Source organism: Maribacter sp. MS6 (genome assembly GCF_056839185.1).
In genome coordinates this window covers 2,982,338-3,005,946 of sequence record NZ_CM166389.1, presented here as the reverse complement: position 1 = coordinate 3,005,946, position 23,609 = coordinate 2,982,338, and the positions used below count along the sequence as shown (strand labels likewise).

Sequence of the window (23,609 nt, the reverse complement as noted above, 5' to 3'; positions counted from 1 at the left end):
CTTCACTCTTATTCAAATAAAATATCCGCAGTTTCCCGTACAATTTTTCTAGTGCTACAAAATCCTGCCATCTTCCATCTCTATAATTCTGTCGGTACGTTTGGCAAAATCATGGTCATGAGTAACAACAAGTAACGACAGTCCTTCTTCTTCCTTTAAGCGTTTAAAAATATCAAATACATTTTCAGAATTATGGCTATCTAAATTTCCTGTGGGCTCGTCGCCCATTAAAATTGTTGGCTTATTAATCAAGGCTCTAGCAATGGCCACCCGCTGTTTTTCCCCGCCCGAAATTCTAGAGGCACGTTGTTGTGCTAAGTGACCAATATGTAGCATCTCCAGTTTTTCCAGAGCATCATATTCAATTTCTTTATGTGACCTTTCGGCCAATTTTTTGGCAGGGAGCATCACATTTTCCAGAACACTGAACTCAGATAACAAATAGTGAAACTGAAAAACAAAACCAATATTCTTATTGCGTATTTGCGCAAGTTCCTGTTGGGACCTTCCCGATACCAGAGAGTCATTCAGATACAGTTCGCCGGTGTAATCGGTATCCATAGTAGAAAGGATATACAGTAGGGTAGATTTACCCGAACCGGATTTTCCCATAACCGAAACAAACTCGCCTTGGGCAACTTCCATACTAATATTTTTTAGCACGTGAAACTCCTTAGGCTTGTGAAAATACTTATCTATATGTTTTGTAGTTAAAACTAGCGCCATGAGTTACGTACCTCTTATAATTTCTACAGGATCTATATTTTTTGCTTTTTTAGATGGCAAATAACCCGCAATAAATGTAGATATCAACGCGAAAACGATACCAATAAAATAGTACATGAATTCAAATGTTACAGGATAGGTGGTTAGTGTAGGCATGGCATCGGTCTCAAAAGGTGTATGGTCTATTGCTATAGAAAGTAAAAAACCAACAAGGAGGCCAAGCAGACCACCAAGTGTGCCGATAAGCATGGCCTGACTCATAAAAATAAGTTGCACGTCGCTGCCAGAAAAGCCAGTCGCCTTTAAAATGGCGATATCTTTCATTTTTTCATAAATGAGCATATTCAGAATATTATAGATACCAAATCCCGCCACAATCAATAATGCAATGGAGACAGCATAGGTGATAAGATTTCTAATATTGGTCCCAGTCTCAAATTGTGCATTAGCCTCTTTGATATCCATCGCCTTTACGCCATACTGCTGCTCCAAGGTATTGGCCATTGGAACTGCCAAATCCATATCCCACAATTTCACATTAATATCCGTAATGTAACCATTAACCTCACCCAAGATGCGTTGCACGGTCTTCAAATTGGCAAAGCTTTGCTGGTTGTCCACTTCTGCTATCCCGCTTTGATAAATACCTACAATTTTCAACGGAAATACGCTACCGGATACGGTACTGACCTGCACCCTATCCCCAACCGATAAGGACATTTTTTCTGCCAGACCATATCCCAGCAGTATACCATTATCACTATTCCGCAAGGCTTTTGGCGTACCGTCAACAATGTAGTCCTCTATATTGGAGAGCCGTACTTCTTCCATAATATCTATTCCTACAAGACTACCACCTAGCTCTATGGATCCTGCCAGATAAAAAATCTGCGCTCTTAATTGTGGGGTGGCACCTTTTACCTTCTTATCATTTTTAAGCTTGTTTAAAATAGGGACTGCATTATGTATTTTCAATTGCCCCTGTTTTGGCCTTACGGAAGAAACCGTATTAAGGGCGTCCTCAAAATCATTGAACAAGTCAATAGGCTGTTGTTTAGAGGGTTCTATTTCATTATAAATATGGATATGCGGGGTCTGGTTTAATATCAAATCATCCAATAAGGTATTTAGACCGGTCATAAAACTTACCAAGGTAATGTAGGCGCCAATGCCAAAAGTTACCCCCAGTGTGGCAGTGACCGTAGATTTCATTTTGGTCAGTAAATGGGTTTTTGCAATGTTCAGAATCACTTTCCAATTTGTCATTGCTGTGGTTTTAATATAAAGGTTTCCGTATCCAGACCTTCCAGCACTTGTACCCTATCTAAATCCTGAATTCCTAAGATTAGGGTTTGGACACCTGTTTCCGTTTGTACTTTATTGCCTTCCATGAGGTAGTCCCGAGGAATAACCAGGGCATCAATTTGCTCTGCAACAATAATATTTGCTTCGCCGGAGAGACCGGGGTACAGGACGGCTGGAGGTGTATCAAAAAACGCTTCTACGGTAAAGGTCTGCGAACGCTCGTTCTTTCTAGGATAAATCTTGCCTACTTTTGCTTCAAAAACAGCAGCTGCGTAGGCATCCAACACAAGTAGGACTTTTTGCCCGGTCCTAATGTTTACAATATCTACCTCATCTACTAAAAGTTCGATTAAAAAAAGATGAGCGCTTCCTATGGCTGCCAAAGGCTCCATTGTACTTACAATTTCTCCCGGATTTTTATAGAGCGCATATACCTTACCATTGATTTTACTGGTTACGTTAAAATCGGAAGTTGCCGTTTTTGCGGTTTTGTAGTTATTGGCTGCTTGCCGCATTTTCGTAAGGAGTTCGTTTTTTGTTCTTTCATATTGATTAATAAGAAGGGATAGGTTTGTGGCGGACAGTTCAAAAGCCAATTTGAGATTATCAAATTCCATTTTGGAACCTATATTTTGTTCCCAAAGCCGTTTTTGCCTAAAGAAGTTGATGGAATCATTTTTATGGGTAAGTCGGGCGGCGGCAATCTGATCGGCCAAGCCCATTAAAACTCCAGATGCACCGCTATAATTAGCCGTAGCCAATTCTAAGGCCAGCTTTGCATTTTGCGTATTCAGCTCCGGAGTTGTGTTAATGACCTGTAAAATCAAATCGCCCTTCTGTACGGTATCGCCCTCGGCTACCCTATTGGCATCTAGAATACCGGATACACTTGCATAGGCTTGATACAAACTATCTGGCTGAACGGTTGCCGATGCGTAGACAGATTGCCTAATGGTAGTTTTTTCCGGTAACCGCTTTTCCTGATCGGAACCACAAGCTATTACTAAAAAGAACCCGAGTACCGTACATCCAAGAAATGATATACTTACCTTTTTTACTTTCATTTCCTTTATCTTGTAGAGGTACTAAGGTATTCATGCGGTAGAAAAAGAACCATGACAAATATCATGTCCTTTAGGTTGCCATACTTTACCTACATATACCCAAAGTATTGCCCCAACCTGATAAATATCATTTTATACCCGCTAACATCAGCCTATTTTAGTCCTGTTACTAAACTTGAATCCTTGATACAACAACCTAAGAATAGTTTAAACCTTAAAAAATCATAATTATGCAAATAAACATACAGTATGTACACATGCCCACCGGTGAATCCTTAAACGGTATTATTACCAAAAAACTGGAAAAATTAGCACAAAAGTTCAACTGGATCATAAAAGCTGAAGTTTTCATAAAACAAGAACATAGTGGTACTGGTGATATTAAAATTTGCGAAATTGAACTAAGTGCCCCTGGGCCACGAATATTCGCGTCGACAAAAACAGATGATTTTGAGAAAGCGGTTGCTGGAACAGTTAAAGATTTAAATAGACAGCTAGAAAAACGTAAACACTCCTTTGCAAGTCATTAAAAGTGATTTACACAACTCCACTAAAGGTCTGTTCCCATCCAAAAAATGGGAACAGATTTTTTTTATATAGCACCTGTGAAAAGTAAGCTTAGCTTACCTAGCAATATCAGTTCCGCCTTGTTTTTTCCAGAAAACGAATTGGCTATAGCACTAGAGGTCTCGAAAATGAGTTTTTTAATCGGCTCCGTGAACATAGTAGTATGCTCTTTGTAAAAATCACTAAACTCATCAAAACAATCATCACTTTCTTTATCTTCCTCCATCAACCAATCAAAAACAATTTCTATTTGAAAGGCGGCATCCGTGCCATAGTCGTCCTCTATATCGTCTAAGGGTAGCCATATCTCCCTAACCAACCGTTTTAAGACTGCTACCTCTTTGGGATGTACTATGCCATCCGCATTGGCAAAAGCAAAAAACAAACTTCCCGTTTTTTGGTAAAAACTTTTCCCTAACATATTAGCATATGGTCTTTTCATAATCACCTGGTGTATCAACAAATATTGGATTAAGGGTCTGCTTTTAATTAAGTGCCACGTTTTTCAAACAGATGTTAAATGTAGTGGGCAAGCTAAAACCGCGCAATGATAAAAATCAGTATTCAAATCTTTTAATTTTTAAATTAGATAAATACCGTCTATAACTAATAAAATCGGACACCAAAAATCTATAGGCGTAACAACTTTTTGTTTTACCATTTTTAGAAAAAACAGTTCACACAGCACTAAAATTTTAACCATAACACAGATTTATGCCTTGCTGTGGAAATAGCCCAAGTAAACTTTGCTAGAATTATGTCCAATTACGGAAAACAGGGACTCATTGTCATTACGTATCCAGCTCAAAACTAAAAAAGATAAGCTTTAACTTTATAAATCCGCTACCGCTCAAATTTAAAATAAAGGTATTCGACTGACCAATATCATTTTTTATGCTTTGTACGGCTCCTATTTTTGAGTACATGTAGGAAAAATGTCGCCCAGTTATTACAATCTTTTCGCAATCCAAACACGACTTGACGACAACTTTGATTATTTTGATACTAAGCATGTGCCATTGCCTAGATAAAGATTAAAAAACATTTACTTTCAACTTGACAAAAAACTATCATGACCAACGTACTCGTTCCTGCCGATTTTTCAGAAAATGCATACAACGCCTTGCGGTATGCCACAGAGCTTTTTAAAAAAGAACTGTGCACGTTTTATATCCTAAACGTATTCCAGACAGGCATTAGCGATTCGGAATCCAAACTTTTCAAAATTGCAAAAGAAGCCTCTGAAAAAGAATTGGCAAAAGTTGTCAATAGAATTACAGGAGAACAGCAGAATCCGGAGCACGTATTCAAGGCTATTTCCTTGCCAAATTCGCTGCCGAAAGCTATTGGTAAAACCGTTCTGGATCACAGCATCCGGTTCGTCATAATGGGAACGCAGGGTGCAAGCGGGCTAAAAGGTGTTTTCATGGGCAGTAACACGGTAGACATTATTAGTAAAATCGATTTCTGTCCTATAATTGCAGTACCTGCCAATTATCGGTTCGCCGTTCCAAAAGAACTACTCTTTGCTACCGGTTATGAACACGTATACGATAAATATGAATTACGTCCCATGTTACGGCTGGCGAAGCTCTGGAACTCCAAAATTCGTGTCTTACATATTAAAACAGCTGAAAAAGAAAGTCCACAAAAAACAACCGCCAAAAAAACGCTGACAGAACGCTTGGGCGACATTCCTTTTGAGATTGTGGAACTGAATAAAAAAGACAAAATAGCTACCCAAATTCGTGCTCAGGTTGAAGCGCACGAAAGCATTGGCATGGTCTCTATTATAGATTACTGGCATAGCTTTTTGGAGAAATTGACCCATGAGGCGGTAGTTAAAAATATGGCCTTCCAAACAACAGTGCCGTTATTGGTATTGCCACTTCCTAAATGAGGTAATTCCTAAACAACTTTGCTGCCATTTACCGTATTTTTTAAATTAAGCTAACCAACACTATTAGATGTTAAAACAACGGCTGAATTCTTGGCAGGATATTAAAGCATATTGACCATGGATAACATTTCAAAAGAAACAGTTTTTGCTCTGGATATTGGCGGCACCTTTACTAAACTAGGTATGGTAGACCGTAACGGTAACATAGTGGCAAGCAATTTGTTTAATACCGGAGCAAACCAAGCCTTTGCTCTCTTTAAGGCACAATTAAAAAAAGAATTAGCACATTTGACGACCTCTTTAGGCTCAAGCTCTTCTATAGTAGCCATTGGAATTGGTGCACCCAATGCCAACTTTAAAACGGGGCAAATGATACATCCACCCAATTTTAAATGGGGATCTACGGTACCCGTAAAAGCAATGGTAAAAGAACTTCTTGACCGACCCGTTTTTATGACCAACGATGCTAATGCATCCGCATTAGGAGAACTGTATTTTGGTAAGGGTAAAAACATGAAGAATTTCGTTGTATTAACCCTTGGGACTGGCTTGGGTAGCGGCATTATCAATGAAGGAAAACTTATTTATGGAGAACACGGCATGGCAGGGGAACTAGGTCATGTAAACGTTGTACCCGAAGGAAGGCAATGTAACTGCGGACTAAAAGGATGCTTGGAAACTTACGCGTCCGTCACCGGTATCAAACGTACAGTTTTTGAACTTTTGTCCGAGAGTAATGCGGAATCAATTCTGCGATCCTATAGTTTTGAGGACCTTACCGGCAAGGATATTTCCAAGGCAGCGCATTCGGGTGACAGCATAGCATTGGAGGCGTTTGAACGAACAGCCAAAATTTTAGGCAGTAAAATGGCCGATACCGTAGCCCATTTAGAACCGGAAGCATTTATTATTGCCGGAGGGCTTAGTCAGGCTGGAGACTTATTCTTGAAACCACTGACAAAACACATGGAAACGGCATTATTCGGAGCTTACAAGGGTAAAGTCCGCATAATACTTTCGAAATCTACTAGTGAGGAAGCTGTTTTAGGACCTGCGGCGCTAGCGTGGCAAGGGTTAGGATTGTAAGTTTTGGGCTTCGTATATACTTTTTTTAACCACATTTTAGTTGTCATAATATCCTATATCTAGGATTTACTTCATCCAAAAAATCAAGCGAAGTAATTATTCCCTAGGAAACATCCCTTATCGCCTCAACAATCTCATGCTTTGGCAATGCCCCTGACTTTCGCCATAACTGTTTTCCGTTTTTAAAAAGTATCATTGTAGGCACTCCCCTAACCTGATATTTACCGGCCAAAGGCTGATTTTTGTCTACATCGATTTTTACTATTTTCACGGCGTCGCCCAACTCGTCCTTCACAGATTTTAAAATGGGAGCAAGCGTTTTGCAAGGACCGCACCATTCTGCAAAGAAATCTACCAATACGGGAGTTTCAGATGCTATTAACGTATCAAATTTACCTTTCATACTTTGCTTTTATTAAAATTGAAAATTACAAAATTTACGATGTTATAAACTGACCAATATCATGGTTTTTTATACTGATTACACCTAGCTTTGAGTATTCAATCTATAAAATTACTGAATATGCTACGTATACTCCTTCCAACAGATTTTTCGGAAAACTCCTATGAGGCTATCAAATATGCTCTAAGAACATTCAAGGACATGGAATCCAAGTTTTATCTTTTGCATACGTATATGCCACCGGTATACCATGCAGAATATTTAGTAGGGAGTCCTGGCCTTATTGGTCTCGGAGATGTTATACGTGAAGCTGCAGTAGAAAATTTAACTCAACTAAAAAAAAGAATACAAAAAGAACACGCAAACGACAAGCACACGTTTAGCTGTATTGCGAGCTTAAATACCCTAACAGGTGAAATTACCAGAATGGTAACCGCCGAAAAGCTAGATTTGATAGTGATGGGCACCACAGGGGCTACCGGAGCAAAGGAGATATTGTTCGGCACCAATACTGTTGACATAATAAAGAGAGCCAAATGCCCCGTGATTGCCGTACCGCCCAATTTTGACTATGAGGTACCTAAGGAAATTTTATTCCCGACCGACTATGAAGTAGACTTTAAAACAGCACCATTAAAGATGCTAATTAGCATTGCACAGCAACATGTTTCCAGTATTGAAGTATTACACGTTTCCAACGGTTATGAGCTTAACGAAAAACAGCTAAAAAATCAAGTAAAACTGGAAAAGAAACTTAAGGGTATCGCCCATAATTTCCATGATGTGCGTAACCAAGAGATTATAACGGCTATCAACAACTTTCAGTTAAAACATAAAATGAATATGTTGGTCATGGTGCAGAACAAACACACATTCATTGAACGATTGTTTATCGAGCCCATCATTAAAAAAATAGGATTTCATATCACTATTCCGTTTATGGTACTACCGGATTTATAGTACTACCAAAGTTATTTTTAGATGTTGGCCAAACAGTTTTTTGAGTCTTTAGCTTACGTTCCAACCAACAACTTTTAAAAAGATATACCAGTCTAAGAAATCTGTTAACCGTAGAGAAGAAAATAGTAAGATTTATCACCGTTTTATTAAAAATGAATTAATGAGAAAAATCAGTATACTACTAACAGTCGTGAGCTTTATGTGGAGTTGTTCCTCCGCAAAACTTGTAAGCAACTGGAAAGATCCGGATACAGTCTTATTCCATGCCTATAAGGTACTTATCGTTGGGATGACAGAGAATGAGTCCGCAAGGGAAGATTTTGAGACTAAATTACAGAACGAATTCCGAAAGAGAAATGTAGAAGCCGTCAGAAGTATAGACCTGTTTGATGTTAATTTTACCACAACAGAACAATCGGAAAAGCAACTTAGCGAAGTTGAGGAACAATTATTGGACAAGGATTTTGATGCTATTCTCTTTACCAAGATTATAGGATCTGAAAATAAAAAAACACTACGCACTAAGCTTGCCGATACGGATCGGTTTCTTAACACATTTAGTGATGACTATTTAAGCCATCAAGCTATTTTTTATGAGGGCAGCTACTATGACAACTACACAGTATTCCACGCAGAAACTGCACTTTACTGTATTTGCGTTGGTAAGGAACGTGAAACCATTTGGAAAGCAGGGATTGATATAACTGAACCGAAAAATTTCAATAAAACCATAAATACCTACATAAAGCTCATCGTAGAAGCTATGGAAGAACAAGATATAATTTTCTATTCTCTTGATATATGATAAGATCTGTTGCTGTTTGTTGATTGATTGGTGATATATAGTCAATCATGTAATGAAAGTCTATCCATGTTTGTGACAAAAACCAGAATTAAGCTCCTATTTCCATCGTTTTAATGACACAAAAAATTTCAATTTCTTCAATCATTTATAAAACTGAAATTTAGTTTTAATAATTATTTTGATGCCTAATTGAACTTTTCCATCAATAGACTATACTTTTCAAGATCTTCATTGGAATGATTTCCGAAATCATTCCTAATCTTAAATTTAATATTATTATTCTTTAAAAATGTACTTACTCTTTCCAGTTCCTCGGGAGAACCAGTTATTTCAATTTTAGCCATGAGGGAACTATGAGTTAATGAAACAGTTGAACTTAAAAGAGGCTAAAGATATATTTTTATATAAAAACCTACAACCTATTAACTTTATTCCTACGTAGACTAATGTAAGGTGTAATCTTTGGCTACCTAGTTTATGGTAAAACGCATTTTCAATTAAATAATAGCCAAATTAAAAAGTTGGTAGTACACTCTTTTACATTACTACATCAAATAATTATATCCTTTTAAAAGAGACCTGAATACCCTATCTTTTGCAAAATTTAAATAGAACTATGACATTCTCTATAAACACATTCGCTAGGATCTTTATATTATTCCTATTTAGTTCCGTTTCTTCCTACGGGCAGGAGAAAACTGAATCCTACCAAGAACTAGAACAATTATTTAAAGACTGGCGTGCTTTCGAAATACCACCTTTGCACCAAGGAGCACCTGACTACCGCACGGTTACCTTTACGAATAGGAGCACAGATTTTAAGCTACTTCAAGAACGCCTAAACTCTATATCTATAGCATCGTGGCCTGTAAGCAAACAAGTAGACTGGCAAATTGTAAAAGCCGAGATGAACGGTTATGATTTTAACCAACGGATTTTAAAATCGTGGGAGCGGGATCCGGCATTTTACAAAACCATTTGGACCTCCCGAAGCGATGTACCGGCTCACGAAGGACCAACGCACCATGCCGTTTTAGAAGTCTGGCAGTATGATTTTCCGCTTTCCAAGGATAAAAGAAAACAATTTTTGGCGGAACTTCAAGTAATCCCCACCTTGAACGCACAGGCTAAAATCAATTTAACAGGGAATGCGAAAGACCTTTGGATTGCAGGTATACGAGACATTAAAACCCAGATATCCGATTTAGAAAACTTAAAAAACGAATCAGGCATAGAAAAAGATAGGCAAATTCTAAAAGCAATAGATGAAGCCATTTTGGCTACCCAAGATTTGGCCACTTGGTTAGAAGAACAAGCGCCAACGAAAACCGGACCTTCCGGAATTGGCAAGGACAATTACACCTGGTATCAACAAAACGTACACTTGGTACCTTTGACTTGGGAAGACGAAGTTTTACTTTTAAAAAGAGAACTTACGCGAGCTTGGACAGGTCTTAAACTGGAAGAACACCGTAATAGAAATCTACCCCCGTTGACCGACGCCGCTACGCCAGAAGCCTACAAGCTCCTTAACGTAAAAGCGGCAAATAGCCTTCTGGAGTTTTTGGAGAAAGAGGACATTGTAACCGTAAAGGATTATTTTGATCCGGCATTAAGGGCGCATTATGGGGAATTTGTACCAAAGGAAACCCGTAATTTTTTCTGGATAACCGCACACTACGACCCCAGACCGCTTTTCTCTCACTTTTACCACTGGTTTGAACTCGCCCGTATGGATAACGAACCACATAAAAACAGTATTCGAAAAGACGCATTGTTATATAATATTTTCGATTCGCGAAACGAAGGTATGGCTACAGCCGTTGAAGAACTTTTTATGCAAGCGGGTTTGTATGAGGATAGTCCGCACGTACGAGAAATTGTTTATATAATGATTGCCCAACGTGCGGCCCGTGGACTTGGCTCGTTATATGCCCACGCAAATGAAATGACTATGGAAGAAGCTGGAAAAATACACTCTAACTATACCCCAAGAGGATGGATGAAAACAGAGAAAGAACTCTTGCTATTTGAACAACACCTTTACTTAAGACAACCAGGATATGGTACTAGCTATATCACGGGCAAATATTTAGTGGAACAGGCCTTGGCAGAGTACGCTAGAAAACTAGAAAGCGAGGGAACCGAATTTAAACTCAAATCCTTTTTTGACGGATTGAATAGCATAGGAAATATCCCTATCAGTTTGGGGCAATGGCAACTAACGGGAGACAAGGAACATTTACGTTCTATTTTCGATTAAGCATACCTGCTATTTGTAATGAGCTTAACTAAAACGCCAAAACTTTCTAGACAATTAAGTCTTCTTGCTTTAACTGCAACCGGTGTGTGTTCCATGTTGGGTGCTTCCATAAACGTAGTACCGTTTATGATTCAAAAAAATGTCCCAGGTATTGGGCCTTATGTATTATATGCCTTCGCCTTTGCAGCTGTACCCGCTATTTTTGCAGCGTTGGCCTACGGAATTCTCGCCTCGGCCATGCCAAGGGCCGGTGGAAGTTATATCTATGCAAGCAGAGGACTGCATCCCTATTTAGGATTTGTAGCAAGTTTTTCACAATGGTTCGGGCTCTCCATTGTTATCGGAGTTATCGCATATATCACCGTACCCTTTATTCGGGATATTTTTTTTGAATTGGGATGGGTGGGACTATCGCGAACACTGGAACAAGGTTGGATTAGAATTTCATTGGCGCTTTTACTTATTTGGTGCTTTGTTGGGGTAAATAGTAGAGGTGCAAAATCTTATGCGATTACCCTACTGCCTATGATGTTCCTCATGTTTTTCTTAGGAGGCATTGTAATTGTTGCCGGATACTATTTCGCTCCCTCGGATTTTATTGCCGCTTTAGAAGCGCGCGAAAACAGGACTTTTATTCCTATCGAAGACGCCAATTTTGATTGGCATATTTTTCTTTCGGCAGCGGCTTTACTGTTTTCTAGCTTTATCGGTTTTGATTCCATTGCCCAAGCTGGCGGTGAAGCGAAAAATCCAACAAAAACATTACCTAGGGCTATCTTACTATCCATTACTTCTGTTGGTCTTTTCTATTTTCTCTTCGCCTCGGCTGTATACCATACCATACCATGGAGCTATATTGCTGAAGAATCGTTGAGAAAAGATATTTCCGCACCAGGCCTTCTCAGCTATGTATTGCCTTCCGGTCTTGGGATAGCGATTTTATTAGGTGCCACTATTGCATTAATCAACGACCTGCCCGCAATGTTACTTTCTGTTTCTCGTTTAATGTTTGCATGGGCAAAAGACGGCATCTTCCCAAATTTCATAACTCATATCCACAAAAAATACCACACGCCCAATGTTGCTCTATTATTAGCAGGACTTATGGCCAGTGTTGGCGTATTTGGCTCTCACTTTGCAGGCGATTTTTTTCTTGGCATCGACATTATGGTCACCTCTATGATGGTCAATTTCCTATTGATGTGCATGACCCTAATCACACTTCCCAAGGTGAATAAACAGCTGGCAGATAGAGTCAAAATATTTAAAAGTAGGTCACTTCAACTTATCATTGGATGGTTTGGAATAGTTTTTCTCTTACTATTTTTGATAATACACACATACAAAGATATGACCTCTACAATAGAAGAATGGTACTTCCACTCCACCCCAATTTGGCTTATTGTTATGGGGATGGCAAGCTTGTTATTTTTATTGAAATGGAAACAACTTAAGCGCAAAGGCATAAACCCGAATACGATTTTCAAAACACTACCAGAAGAATAAGATATGACAGAAAAAAGCAAACTCGCAGCAGGTTTGGAAATATCTCGAATCATTACCGGGTTATGGCAAATTGCCGATATGGAAAGAGATGGCAATAGCTTAGATCCAATAACCACTGCAACACATATGCAACCGTATGTAGAAGAAGGATTCACCACCTTTGATATGGCCGATCATTATGGTTCTAGTGAAATAATAACGGGAACATTTAAGAATACCAATCCTTTAGGCAACAAGGTTCAATTATTCACCAAATGGGTACCCGAACCAGGGCCTATTTCCTTGGAAGACGTTCGGAAAGCTGTACAAACTGCTTTGGAGCGCATGCAACAAACCAGCATAGATCTTATGCAGTTCCATGCCTGGAACTATCCGGACCCAAGCTGGTTAGATGGGCTCTTTCATCTAAAAACGGTACAAGAAGAAGGTTTAATAAAACATATTGGGGTAACCAATTTTGATGCTGCACATTTGCGAATTGCCTGTGCTAGCGGTATTCCTATTGTAAGCAATCAAATTTGCTATTCGTTGTTAGATCAAAGGGCAACTTTAGAAATGAATGCTGTTTGTGCGGAATATAAGGTGAAGTTATTTGCGTTTGGCACCTTGGCCGGCGGATTTTTAACGGACAAATGGCTTGATAAAAAGGAACCCTCCGACGGCGAACTGACCACATGGTCACAAATGAAATACAAACGATTTATTGACGCTGCTGGCGGATGGGAGAAGTATCAAAACCTTCTTAAAACTGTAAAGACAGTAGCCAATAAACACGGTGTTTCCATAGCTAATATTGCCACTAGATATGTGTTGGAAAATCCGAACGTGGCCGCCGTTATTGTAGGTGCAAGACTTGGGGAAAGAAATCATATCACCGATAACAAAAAAATGCTACAGATTCATTTGACTCCTGAAGATCTTACCATACTAAAAGAAGCGCTAAGGAACCTCCAACCTATTCCGGGCAACTGTGGTGATGAATATAGGAAACCGCCTTTTTTAACAGCCTCCGGTGATCTAAGCCATCACTTAGAGGACATCCCAAAACCATTTAAGATTACAAACATCACAGAAACCAGACAGCAGATTTTTAGCGGAACGGAATGGGAGTCCTATGCCGGATATTCTAGAGCGGTAAAAGAAGGGAACCGGATTCATATCTCTGGATCTACAGCTACACATGGCAGCAAGATGATCGGAGGTTCCGATGCCGCAGCACAGACCCACTTTATCATTGATAAAATAGAAGCAGTATTGCAGACTTTTGAAACCACATTGGACAGCGTGGTACGCACACGGATCTTTGTTAATAACATTGCTGATTGGGAACCCATTGCTAGGGCACATGGTGAACGCTTTAACGGCATTAATCCTGCTAATACTTTAGTGGAGGCAAAGCTTGTGGGTGAAGGTTATTTAGTCGAGATTGAAGCGGAGGCGTTTATGCAAAACTAAACAATAAGGCCAGCGCATCTTCTTCCTTACCTTCTTCCAACCATTTTTGGGCAAGTTGATGAACTTTGGAATTTGATTTATCATTTTTGTTATCAGCGAGTAGACCAATAACATTCGGGTGAGCAGAAATAGTTTCAATTTCCGCCTGGGTTGGCAGTCTTTCTAAATTACCCAAACGCCCTAAATTGTTTCCTGTAAGTACCGTGCTCTTAACAACAGCTTCTGGGAGACTATCTACCCCAATACCTTTTGTACGCAAAGGCTTAGGTATTTCAAACAGGGAGTCGCCACTAGATCGCGTGTACCAACTGCCACCCATACGGCCTACCAAATCTAGTTTTTGAGTATCTAATTGTCCGTTTGCATCTAAATATTCCTCCTGAATATGCATGCGCTCCACTTTGGCTAAAATCAGATTTCCGGCACCGGGGGCGTCAGCCAAAGGGATAATCTGGGTTACGGTACATTCCATAGATACGGGAGCCTCCCCTACTCTTGGCGGGGCAACTACATCACTCTTTATCTGTGTAAATCCTGCTTTTACAAATTCATTTACGCCCTTGTCATAGGCCGTACTGGAGAGCGACATCTGTTCTACCATAGGATAATTGATGATATTAATAACAACTTCCGGCACTTCCAAAACATTCTCGTGCGTATGCTTCATACTACCATCTCTACCACTACGGGCAGGGGAAAAAATTAGCACTGGCGGATTGGAGCTAAAGACATTAAAAAAACTGAAGGGACTTAAGTTTACATTGCCCTCCTTGTCTACCGTGCTCGCAAAACAGATGGGCCTTGGTGCCACTGCTGATAGCAGATAGCTATGCAGTTCTGGCTGTGAGATATCCGAAGGGGATATGGTTTTTATTTTTTTATTCATCTATGTATTCTAGATTAATCGCTTGGTAAAATTTTACCGCTCACTTCACCAAATCCGACTTTGATTCCGTCCTTTTCAGCAAATCCTCGCATGATTACCGTATCGTTATCCTCTATAAAAGTACGTGTACCGCCATCTTTTAAGGTAACCGGCTTTGTTCCGCCCCAAGAAATTTCTAACATAGATCCATAGGAACTTTCATCCTTACCGGATATTGTCCCAGACGCCATAACATCACCTACATTTATATTACAACCGTTAATGGTATGGTGCGCTAACTGTTGTTGCATGTTCCAATACATATACTTTAAATTGGAAGTGCTAACGATACTCTCTTCGGATTTTTCTGGCTTCAATCCAACTTCTAACTGAATATCATAGTTGCTTTTTCCTGTGTATTTTAGATACGGTAATACTTTAGGGTCCTGCTTTGGCCCGGCAACTTTAAAAAGGGCCAAGGCCTCTAGCGTAACAATCCATGGTGACATGGAAGAACCAAAACTCTTCCCTAAAAAAGGGCCCAAAGGCACATACTCCCATTTTTGAATATCACGTGCAGACCAGTCATTGAATAGTACCAAGCCAAAAATATAATCATCCGCATCGGCAGTTGACACACTATCTCCCAATTGGGTGTTTTTTCCCGTGATGAATCCCATTTCCAGTTCAAAATCCAACCTAGCGGAAGGTCTAAAGACGGGTTCTGTAGCATCTTTAGGCATTACTTGTCCCTTTGGTCTTTTAATAGGTGTACCACTCACCACTATAGAAGATGCCCTTCCGTGGTAGCCCACCGGAATATGTTTCCAGTTAGGTAAGAGCGCATTCTCGGGATCACGGAACATTTTACCTACATTGGTAGCATGTTCTATACTGGAATAGAAATCGGTATAATCGCCAATATGAATGGGAAGATGCATTTGAACATCGGCTTGTGAGACCAAAATTTCAGGTTTTTCCTTTAAGGGCGAATTTTCATCCACTAAGAGCTTTTGCACATCCAAACGTACTTTGTTCGTTACTTCCTTTCCTAAGGCAATGAACTCATTCAAGGTCGATTGCCTAAAGACATAAGGGGAAACGTCTATCAATTCTGCTTGGGCCAAGGCGGCCAAATCCACTATCTGATTTCCTATGGCAATACCAGCCCTCGTTTTTCCTTTCTTTTTCTTTGAAAAGATACCAAAAGGAAGGTTGTATATACTAAAATCCGAATCGGCCGATATATCCAGCCAAGATGTAAGTTTTTTCATGATCTTATTTTTTAATTTTATAAATCTTTAAGCTCATTAATCTTGTATAATTTATATTCCACATCCATCTCTTGGACATATTCTTCAATACTTTGATTGAACCCGGCTTGTTTTCGCCAACTATTTACCGAGTCGGGATTTTTAAGTGGCCATAAGAAGTATATCCAATCCCCGTTTTTATTTGCTTGGCCCTTTATCTGTGTACCATAAACTTGCTCAATGCCCTTATTCATTAAATACCTATCCTCCATCATAGCCAAAGAAGTCTTAGCGATATCTCCGTTTTCGGCAGCTTTTCTGATTAAGGGTAAGTACTCCTCAATTTTATCGGAGTGTTGTATTACGTAGAAAACGGCTTTGTTTGCAGGTTCGCCAACCAATGATTTACCAGGGTATCCAAATTCTTTTACAATCTTTTCAATTTCAATACTATTGATACTATCCATTTGCCGCATTAAGGCAAATATGCGATTACCTTCAATATCAGTTTCTTGAAGATTAAGCTGGGCTAGCAGCTCAGCTTTTCGGCTATCGGTTAAATTTTCGCTTATTAGTTCCCGGATTCCTTGATCTTTCAGTAAAATGGTGTTCAGTTTTGTTTGTAGCTCCACATTAATTCTATCCTGTTGAAGTTGAGATTTTTTTGCTTCCTTACAATAAATATTCGTCAACAAAATCAATACTAAAGCAATCTTAAACTTTTTCATCTATATTCCCAGTTCAATCGCAGAGTAAAATTCCTTTTTTAATAGCTTAATCTTTATCCAACCAGGACTTAAAATACTTCCCATCATCAATCTTCATTGCATTTTCCGTAAGTTGAAGTGGTTTAAAGGTATCTATCATTACCGCTAACTCTTCGGTCTTAGTTTTCCCGATACTGGCTTCGTACGTTCCCGGGTGGGGACCATGAGGAATACCTGATGGGTGTAACGAGATATAACCTGGACCAATACCCGTTCTACTCATGAAATCGCCATCCACATAATACAGCATCTCGTCGGAATCTATATTAGAATGGTTGTAGGGCGCAGGAATTGATTTTGGGTGATAGTCATACAACCTTGGACAGAACGAACAAATAACAAAAGCATTTGTTTCAAAAGTCTGATGCACTGGTGGCGGTTGGTGGACACGCCCCGTAATGGGTTCAAAATTATGGATTGAAAATCCGTAAGGATAATTATACCCGTCCCAGCCCACGACATCAAATGGATGTGTGGCGTAGACCAAATGGTGCAATAGGCCCTGTTTCTTTATTTTTATTATAAACTCACCTTTCTCGTCGTGTGTCTGCAAATCTTGTGGCAACTTATAATCGCGCTCGCAAAAGGGAGAATGCTCCAACAATTGTCCAAAATAATTCCGATACCGTTTTGGTGTATATATAGGGTGTGCCGACTCTGAATACAGAATACGGTTGTCCTCCGTATCAAATTGTATCTGATAAATCATCCCCCGGGGAATAATCAAATAATCGCCATACTCAAAGGGAATATTTCCCAAGAATGTCTTTAGGGTTCCTGTTCCTTTATGGATAAAGAGCATCTCATCCGCATCGGCGTTTTTGTAAAAATAGGATGTCATGGATTTTCTTGGAGCTGCAAGACCGATAAGCACATCACTATTTACCATCATGGGTTCACGAGCATCCAGAAAATCATCTTTAGGGGCAACGTCGAAACCAACAAGCTTGCGCGAGGCAATGTTCTTGGCCACGGCAATCTTAGGTGTCATATCTATGGCCTCCCCTATTTCCTTTACCTGTGTGGGTCGGTGAACATGGTAAAGCAAAGAAGACATACCGTCAAAACCAATGGTACCAAACAGCTGCTCATAATACAAACTACCATCTGGTTTTTCAAATTGTGTGTGCCGCTTTTGCGGGAACTTTCCTAAGTTGTGGTATATGGGCATTTTTTATTTTTTAGGTTCAAGTATCAAGTTCAAACAGAAAAATCAAATTCAAATACAAAATCAAGTGAAAAGTGAAAAGTGAAAAGTGAAATATATACAACTACTCAAACACTTTCTCTACCAACTTTTTACGTATTAATTCTTTTTGACTACTTTTTACTATATGTTTCCTACTAATTACTTTTTACTTCTTACTATTATTTCAACCTTGAAACCTTGAACATTAAACCTGAAACTGTGCTTTAATGTAACGTACCTCTAAGCTCTTGCTCGCGCTCAATGGCTTCAAATAGTGCTTTAAAGTTACCTTTTCCAAATGACTGTGCGCCCTTTCTCTGAATAATTTCAAAGAACATTGTAGGTCTTGGCTCTACAGGTCTAGTGAAAATTTGTAACAAGTAACCTTCATCATCGCGATCAACCAAAATACCCAATTCCTTTAAGGGAGCGATATCTTCATCAATTTTACCTACACGATCTAGCACTACGTCATAATAGGTGTCAGGAACTTTTAAAAATTCTATTCCCCTACTTTTTAATTCTCTAACCGTCTTTATGATATCATCGGTAGCTACCGCGATATGCTGAATACCTTCTCCTTCGTAAAAATCGAGATATTCCTCTACTTGTGATTTTTTCTTTCCTTCGGCAGGCTCGTTTATCGGAAATTTGATTCTACCGTTCCCATTGCTCATCACCTTGCTCATCAACGCTGTGAAATCCGTAGAAATATCCTTGTCGTCAAAAGACAAAATCTGTGTGAAACCTAAAACATTGGCATAGAAATCTACCCATTCGTTCATTCTGTTCCAACCCACGTTACCAACCATGTGATCTACAAATTTTAAACCTGTAGATGAAGGATTGTAATCTGGCGTTTCCCATTTTCTGTAGCCCGGCAAAAATGTACCTTTGTAATTCTTACGCTCTACAAAAATATGGACAGTTTCTCCGTAGGTATATATTCCTGAACGAACCACGGTGCCATCTTTGTCCTCTTCTGTCTTTGGTTCCATGTAGGATTTAGCTCCTTTTTCCATGGCAGTGTTATAGGCGTACGTAGCATCATCTACCCATAACGCAACAACTTTTACACCGTCGCCGTGATCGTCTATATGCTTTCCTATTTCCGTTCCGCTCTTTAAAGGCGATGTTAACACCAAACGAATCTTGTCCTGAACTACCACATAACTCTCACGATCTTTAAGTCCCGTTTCTAAGCCAGCATAAGCTAATGACTGAAATCCAAAAGCGGTCTTGTAAAAATGAGCCGCCTGTTTAGAATTACTAACGTACAACTCTAAATAATCTGTACCGTTAATAGGCATAAAGTCTTGAGCGTTCTCATGTAGTTTTGGTAAGGTAGTCGTATCCATCTTTTTTGTTTATTGTTGCACAAGCAACATGTTATTTAAAATTATATAATAATACCTGAATATTTAATCATTTAACACGGTTTTAATAGCAGCAAGCATGGCCTTATTCGCCGCTCTTACCCCAAAAGAAATACGAACCCTTCCTGGAGCGCCAAAGACACCTACCGGACGAACCATAATACCTTGTTGCTCCATTACCGAAGTAAATTTCAAATCTTCCATAGGAGGATCTATCAAAACAAAATTACCTTGGGTAGGCCAATGTTTAATACCCAATTCCTGCAAGCCGTTCAACACATACTTACGCTCCTTTTGTACAAGAGCAACGGTACGTTCCACAAAATCTATATCCTCCAAGGCCGCAATAGCGCCTTCCAGGGCGAGCGAGGACAACAAAAAAGGTTTGCAGACCTTTCTAATATAGTTGCTTAATTCCAATGGAGCATAGCAATAGCCTACCCTAAGACCTGCCAATCCATAGGTTTTAGAAAAACTGTTGATGGCAATCATTCTATAGCCCTCCTTAATGAAGGGCAAAGCTGACGTATAGTCATCAGCATCTGCAAAATGCCGGTACACCTCATCATAGATTACGATTACATGGGTTGGCAGTTTGTCAAGGAAATTCTTTAGAGCATCATGGGGAATGTAATTTCCAGAGGGATTGTTTGGCGATGCTAAAAATATCAATCTAGTTTTTGATGTAATTGCACTTACAATACCATCTAGATTATAATCGTAATCAGGCGTCATGGGAACATTTATCGCCTTGGCACCCATCCATCGGGTAAATGCGGTATAGGGTAAAAAACAAGGTTGGGATACTATAATTTCATCGCCCTCTGACAAAAACACTTTTGAAATAATATCTATGATCTCCGACCCGCTATTTGCCGTTACAAAATGATCGGCAGAAAGTTCATTATTAAAATCCTTAACCAATGCCGTTCTTAATCTGATATCCGTATTATCAGGATATAAGCTTAGTTCGTTAGTGGCATTAATAATTGCCTCCTTTGCCCTATCAGAAAAACCTAAGGGATTTTCGTTAGAGGATAATTTATGGACCATAACACCTTCTGGCATCATTATTTTCTTACCGCCGCCCTTATAAGTGCTATCCTCAAGGATATAACTTTTAAAATGTGGCGTATCTGTATCCTGTTTTTGTATCATTGGTTGAACTAAATTATCCCTTCCAAAGTTACTATATATTTTCAATATTGTTGCATCAACAACAATATTTTGTTTTTTCTCCTTATTTTTGAGCCATAGCACATTTATTTATGGATAGAACTGAAGGTTTTGGGGTATATCTGGACCGCACTTTAAAAAAAGTGCAAGCGACCTTTATAGTTGCTTTTTCCGAAAACAATATTGATCTTACCATAGAACAATGGGTAATTCTTAGACGTGTACATCTATTGGGTGCCGATGCTTCCCAATCCGAAATAAGCAATACGAACTTTAGAAATAGAGCTACGACCTCCAGGGTAATCAGCGGCTTGTGCAAGAAAGGCCTCCTGAAAAAATCCCGTTTCAGGGATGATCAAAAACGTTTTAAACTGAGCATGACATCTCAAGGCTACGAGCTAATGCAGCGTGTGATGCCACTGATCAAGGAAATCCGTGCCATGAGCATAGAGAACATTAGTGAAGCAGAATTTGATATTTTTCTGAAAGTTTTGGATGAAATTTGGGAAAACTACGACAGATATGAAAGCAATCGTTCTTCTACACCTTAAAATTATACTGTCCTATTTAACTTGTTTCCAAGGAAATACATTTCAAATAACTTTTGAAAACAACATTAGATATATACCAAGCTTTGCATCCCTTTAATTTAATAGCGTTTTTTGAACCGTTTTCGTTTTACAAGGATATAATTTTTAATACATTTGCACCCACATTTATAAATGGTGGCATAGCTCAGCTGGATAGAGCACCTGCCTTCTAAGCAGGCGGTCCTAGGTTCGAATCCTAGTGCCATCACTTCTAAATCAAAGGGTTACATGATTATTTAGTGTAACCCTTTTTTTTGTGCAGAAAATTTGCAGAAAATGGATTAAACTTTGATGAAAATTTAATTTACTATTTAGAAGCTTATCACTTATCTCAATTTGTATTTATATCGAAATGCATTAGCAAATTGAAATAACATAAATGCTATTAAAATTCTAAAGACATTATCAATTAATGGTAAAAGATTAGTGTAAATATTTGAAGGTAAGCAATCACCATTAAAAACATCTAGAAAAATGCTAGTTTTATGAGTAGGGTTTATAAGATTAAAAAACACACCCCATCTCTCAATTAGTAATGCTTGACAATCGCCAGAAATGAAAAATAAAATTGTGCTTTGAATTAAAATGAAAAATACTAACCATGCCAAAGGTAATTTCAATGAGAGTCCAAAGTTGTTAGACAACCAAGCTATAAATAGAGAGAAGTTAAAGGGATTATTTTCACGGTACCATTTTTTTTCAAATGAATGAAATAACTGAGAGTTCAATATTTCATTATTATTAGTATGATAATTCTTAAACTTATTTATTACTCTTCTTTTTCCTTCAGAGTACTCTTTTGAACTCTGAATTCCATTATAAAACCACTGAACATCACTTGCAGTGACAGTACTTGGGTTAAATTTTTTATCCTTTATATTAAAAAATACACCATCTTTCTTCCTCGAAAACATCTCGAAAAAATTAAATCTACGGGGAGGACCTACTACAACAACTTCTTTTAAATCAAATGACTTACCAACTTCAGTATTACAAAAACTAACTTCCCCAAAACCTGATTTTTTAAATGCGTTATCAACAGTTAAACTTCCAATAAATGAATCGACAAGCTGAATTTTATCAAGCTTTACATTAATCAATTGAAAAGTTTCTATTTTCGATTTAATAATTTCTGTGCTTATTATATCCTTAGTCAGGTCTAATTTCAAAGCATGTAAATTATATGCATTTATACTCTGAATATTATTTAGAGAAATGCGTAAACCTGGACTAAAACCTAGTATATCAATAAGCTTTAAGCTGTTTAAATCTTGGATATTAATTGTTTGAGACTTAACTGTCGCAAGTTGAACTTCAAGAGCACCTTCTATACGTATATTTCCATGAGTCTCAGATATTGAAAGACTAATAGATTTTGTTGAGTCTCCAAAATATAACTCACTTAATTCAGTACCATTTTTATTAAAACCACTTATTGCAACACTTACTACCTTAAATTCTTCAATAATATATCTTCTCCAAAAACTTTTGTACTGAGAATCAAAATTTAAGGTTAATTTTCTACCTGATATACGATTATCGGGGCTCACTGTAATTGACTGGGATAAATCCCCATTTTCCCAATGAAAAGAAATTAAAAATTTAAAACCCAATTCATCTACTGGGAAATAAGAGCTTTTTTTTCCATTCTTCTTATCTGCATCTATAATTCCTTTAAAATCCTTTGAAAGGAAAGTATTATTCTTTTCGAAAGCAGTTAGTATATCCATATAACTAAAGATACATTTATCTGTTTAAAAGCATACCCCCCTCCCAAAAATTCAGAAAGTAAAATTCTCATTAGATAGCGATGTATGTATTGATAATGCTGTCGTGATTTAACCTCATTCAAATGTTTTTTTTAATTGGTGCAACCTATAGAATTACGATTTATATATTCCTTTGTCGTTGTGCATTTTAACAATACTTAAATTAATTTCTGTAAATTTCTGAAGACTTTCAAGAATCCGATTCAAAGGTTTTGTTGTCCTATGATGGCTTCAACGAATTGTAATTCCTTAAAAATAAATTAATGTGGCAGATAGGTTACTTTGATTGCAAGTTGTACTTCTACAGTTTTAAGTATTTCCTTTCAAATTTAAGAGCAAATTAGAAGGTTGGATGATATAGCTAGCAATTATCCCTATTGGCTTTTGGCAGGTATACTTGTTTAGTTTCATCAGTTCAATTTTTTATGCGATAATGGCAATCCTTTTTAGCCGTGTGCTCGATATTTATGGTATTGAAATAGGATGAAGAAGATAAAAAGCTATAAAATCTGAGTTACTAAACAATTGGATTTAAAAAAGGAGGCGATAATTTTTCAAATAGAAAGTACTAAATAAGCCATTAC

The 23,609-nt window shown here is 38.3% G+C and carries 21 protein-coding genes and 1 tRNA gene; 10 read left to right on the top strand and 12 right to left on the bottom strand.

From position 1 onward, the window contains the following. Positions 1-54 precede the first annotated feature (54 nt). The 3 genes from MS6x_RS13125 to MS6x_RS13115 are packed head-to-tail and all read right to left on the bottom strand — an operon-like array spanning position 55 to position 3,095. On the bottom strand, positions 55-726 hold the full coding sequence (locus tag MS6x_RS13125) for an ABC transporter ATP-binding protein (RefSeq protein ID WP_482602767.1): 672 nt from the start codon (positions 724-726) through the stop codon (positions 55-57). Positions 727-729: 3 nt separating this feature from the next. Beyond that, positions 730-1,992 carry an ABC transporter permease gene (locus tag MS6x_RS13120; RefSeq protein WP_482602765.1) on the bottom strand — a complete coding sequence of 421 codons (1,263 nt, stop codon included), beginning with the start codon at positions 1,990-1,992 and terminating at the stop codon, positions 730-732. After that, the gene (locus MS6x_RS13115; protein WP_482602763.1) at positions 1,989-3,095 is read right to left on the bottom strand and encodes an efflux RND transporter periplasmic adaptor subunit; all 1,107 of its coding nucleotides are present in this window, start codon (positions 3,093-3,095) and stop codon (positions 1,989-1,991) included. Before MS6x_RS13115 ends, MS6x_RS13120 begins: the two co-directional genes overlap by 4 nt. A gap of 230 nt (positions 3,096-3,325) precedes the next feature. Here MS6x_RS13115 and hpf point away from each other — a divergent pair, with 230 nt between their 5' ends. Then, entirely contained in the window at positions 3,326-3,625 is a 300-nt protein-coding gene (gene hpf / locus MS6x_RS13110) for a ribosome hibernation-promoting factor, HPF/YfiA family (RefSeq protein ID WP_482602761.1), read from the top strand. A gap of 62 nt (positions 3,626-3,687) precedes the next feature. Here hpf and MS6x_RS13105 read toward each other — a convergent pair whose 3' ends face one another. Continuing rightward, entirely contained in the window at positions 3,688-4,104 is a 417-nt protein-coding gene (locus MS6x_RS13105; RefSeq protein ID WP_482602759.1) for a hypothetical protein, read from the bottom strand. Between the two features lie 630 nt (positions 4,105-4,734). On the opposite strand from MS6x_RS13105, the gene MS6x_RS13100 reads away from it, so the two are divergent. After that, positions 4,735-5,562 (top strand): universal stress protein, encoded by an 828-nt coding sequence (locus tag MS6x_RS13100; RefSeq protein WP_482602757.1) that lies wholly within the window; start codon positions 4,735-4,737, stop codon positions 5,560-5,562. A gap of 117 nt (positions 5,563-5,679) precedes the next feature. After that, a complete protein-coding gene (locus MS6x_RS13095) occupies positions 5,680-6,648 on the top strand; it encodes an ROK family protein (RefSeq protein WP_482602755.1) in 969 nt (322 codons plus the stop codon). A gap of 103 nt (positions 6,649-6,751) precedes the next feature. Here the strand turns inward: MS6x_RS13095 and trxA are convergent, their stop codons facing one another. Further along, the gene (gene trxA, locus MS6x_RS13090; protein WP_482602753.1) at positions 6,752-7,051 is read right to left on the bottom strand and encodes a thioredoxin; all 300 of its coding nucleotides are present in this window, start codon (positions 7,049-7,051) and stop codon (positions 6,752-6,754) included. A 120-nt stretch (positions 7,052-7,171) separates the two neighbouring features. On the opposite strand from trxA, the gene MS6x_RS13085 reads away from it, so the two are divergent. The 5 genes from MS6x_RS13085 (at position 7,172) to MS6x_RS13065 (ending at position 14,040) form a co-directional block, all read left to right on the top strand. Next, positions 7,172-8,011 carry a universal stress protein gene (locus tag MS6x_RS13085; protein ID WP_482602751.1) on the top strand — a complete coding sequence of 280 codons (840 nt, stop codon included), beginning with the start codon at positions 7,172-7,174 and terminating at the stop codon, positions 8,009-8,011. Positions 8,012-8,171: 160 nt separating this feature from the next. Continuing rightward, the gene (locus tag MS6x_RS13080) at positions 8,172-8,816 is read left to right on the top strand and encodes a hypothetical protein (RefSeq protein ID WP_482602749.1); all 645 of its coding nucleotides are present in this window, start codon (positions 8,172-8,174) and stop codon (positions 8,814-8,816) included. Between the two features lie 616 nt (positions 8,817-9,432). Further along, positions 9,433-11,079: a hypothetical protein gene (locus tag MS6x_RS13075; protein WP_482602747.1), complete on the top strand. Its 1,647-nt coding sequence runs from the start codon at positions 9,433-9,435 to the stop codon at positions 11,077-11,079. 18 nt (positions 11,080-11,097) lie between these two features. Beyond that, on the top strand, positions 11,098-12,585 hold the full coding sequence (locus MS6x_RS13070) for an APC family permease (RefSeq protein WP_482602745.1): 1,488 nt from the start codon (positions 11,098-11,100) through the stop codon (positions 12,583-12,585). Between the two features lie 3 nt (positions 12,586-12,588). Further along, positions 12,589-14,040 carry an aldo/keto reductase gene (locus MS6x_RS13065; RefSeq protein ID WP_482602743.1) on the top strand — a complete coding sequence of 484 codons (1,452 nt, stop codon included), beginning with the start codon at positions 12,589-12,591 and terminating at the stop codon, positions 14,038-14,040. Here MS6x_RS13065 and MS6x_RS13060 read toward each other — a convergent pair. From MS6x_RS13060 to MS6x_RS13035, 6 genes are all read right to left on the bottom strand, one after another. Beyond that, positions 14,027-14,926, bottom strand: a complete 900-nt coding sequence (locus tag MS6x_RS13060) for a flavin reductase family protein (protein WP_482602741.1) — start codon at positions 14,924-14,926, stop codon at positions 14,027-14,029. The two genes, MS6x_RS13065 and MS6x_RS13060, sit on opposite strands and share 14 nt — an antisense overlap. Positions 14,927-14,940: 14 nt before the next feature. Beyond that, positions 14,941-16,179, bottom strand: coding sequence for a fumarylacetoacetase (gene fahA / locus MS6x_RS13055; protein WP_482602739.1), 1,239 nt, complete (start codon positions 16,177-16,179; stop codon positions 14,941-14,943). A gap of 17 nt (positions 16,180-16,196) precedes the next feature. Next, positions 16,197-16,886 carry a DUF6624 domain-containing protein gene (locus tag MS6x_RS13050; RefSeq protein ID WP_482602737.1) on the bottom strand — a complete coding sequence of 230 codons (690 nt, stop codon included), beginning with the start codon at positions 16,884-16,886 and terminating at the stop codon, positions 16,197-16,199. Between the two features lie 46 nt (positions 16,887-16,932). Further along, positions 16,933-18,096 (bottom strand): homogentisate 1,2-dioxygenase, encoded by a 1,164-nt coding sequence (locus tag MS6x_RS13045; RefSeq protein ID WP_482602735.1) that lies wholly within the window; start codon positions 18,094-18,096, stop codon positions 16,933-16,935. A 242-nt stretch (positions 18,097-18,338) separates the two neighbouring features. Then, positions 18,339-19,472 (bottom strand): 4-hydroxyphenylpyruvate dioxygenase, encoded by a 1,134-nt coding sequence (hppD, locus tag MS6x_RS13040; protein WP_482602733.1) that lies wholly within the window; start codon positions 19,470-19,472, stop codon positions 18,339-18,341. Between the two features lie 63 nt (positions 19,473-19,535). Further along, positions 19,536-20,648: a pyridoxal phosphate-dependent aminotransferase gene (locus MS6x_RS13035; protein ID WP_482602731.1), complete on the bottom strand. Its 1,113-nt coding sequence runs from the start codon at positions 20,646-20,648 to the stop codon at positions 19,536-19,538. 110 nt (positions 20,649-20,758) lie between these two features. Here MS6x_RS13035 and MS6x_RS13030 point away from each other — a divergent pair, with 110 nt between their 5' ends. Together MS6x_RS13030 and MS6x_RS13025 are read left to right on the top strand one after the other, a co-directional pair. Then, on the top strand, positions 20,759-21,217 hold the full coding sequence (locus MS6x_RS13030; RefSeq protein ID WP_482602729.1) for a MarR family winged helix-turn-helix transcriptional regulator: 459 nt from the start codon (positions 20,759-20,761) through the stop codon (positions 21,215-21,217). A gap of 173 nt (positions 21,218-21,390) precedes the next feature. Then, positions 21,391-21,464, top strand: a tRNA-Arg gene (locus MS6x_RS13025). Between the two features lie 118 nt (positions 21,465-21,582). Here the strand turns inward: MS6x_RS13025 and MS6x_RS13020 are convergent. Further along, positions 21,583-22,986, bottom strand: coding sequence for a hypothetical protein (locus MS6x_RS13020; RefSeq protein ID WP_482602727.1), 1,404 nt, complete (start codon positions 22,984-22,986; stop codon positions 21,583-21,585). Positions 22,987-23,609 lie beyond the last annotated feature (623 nt).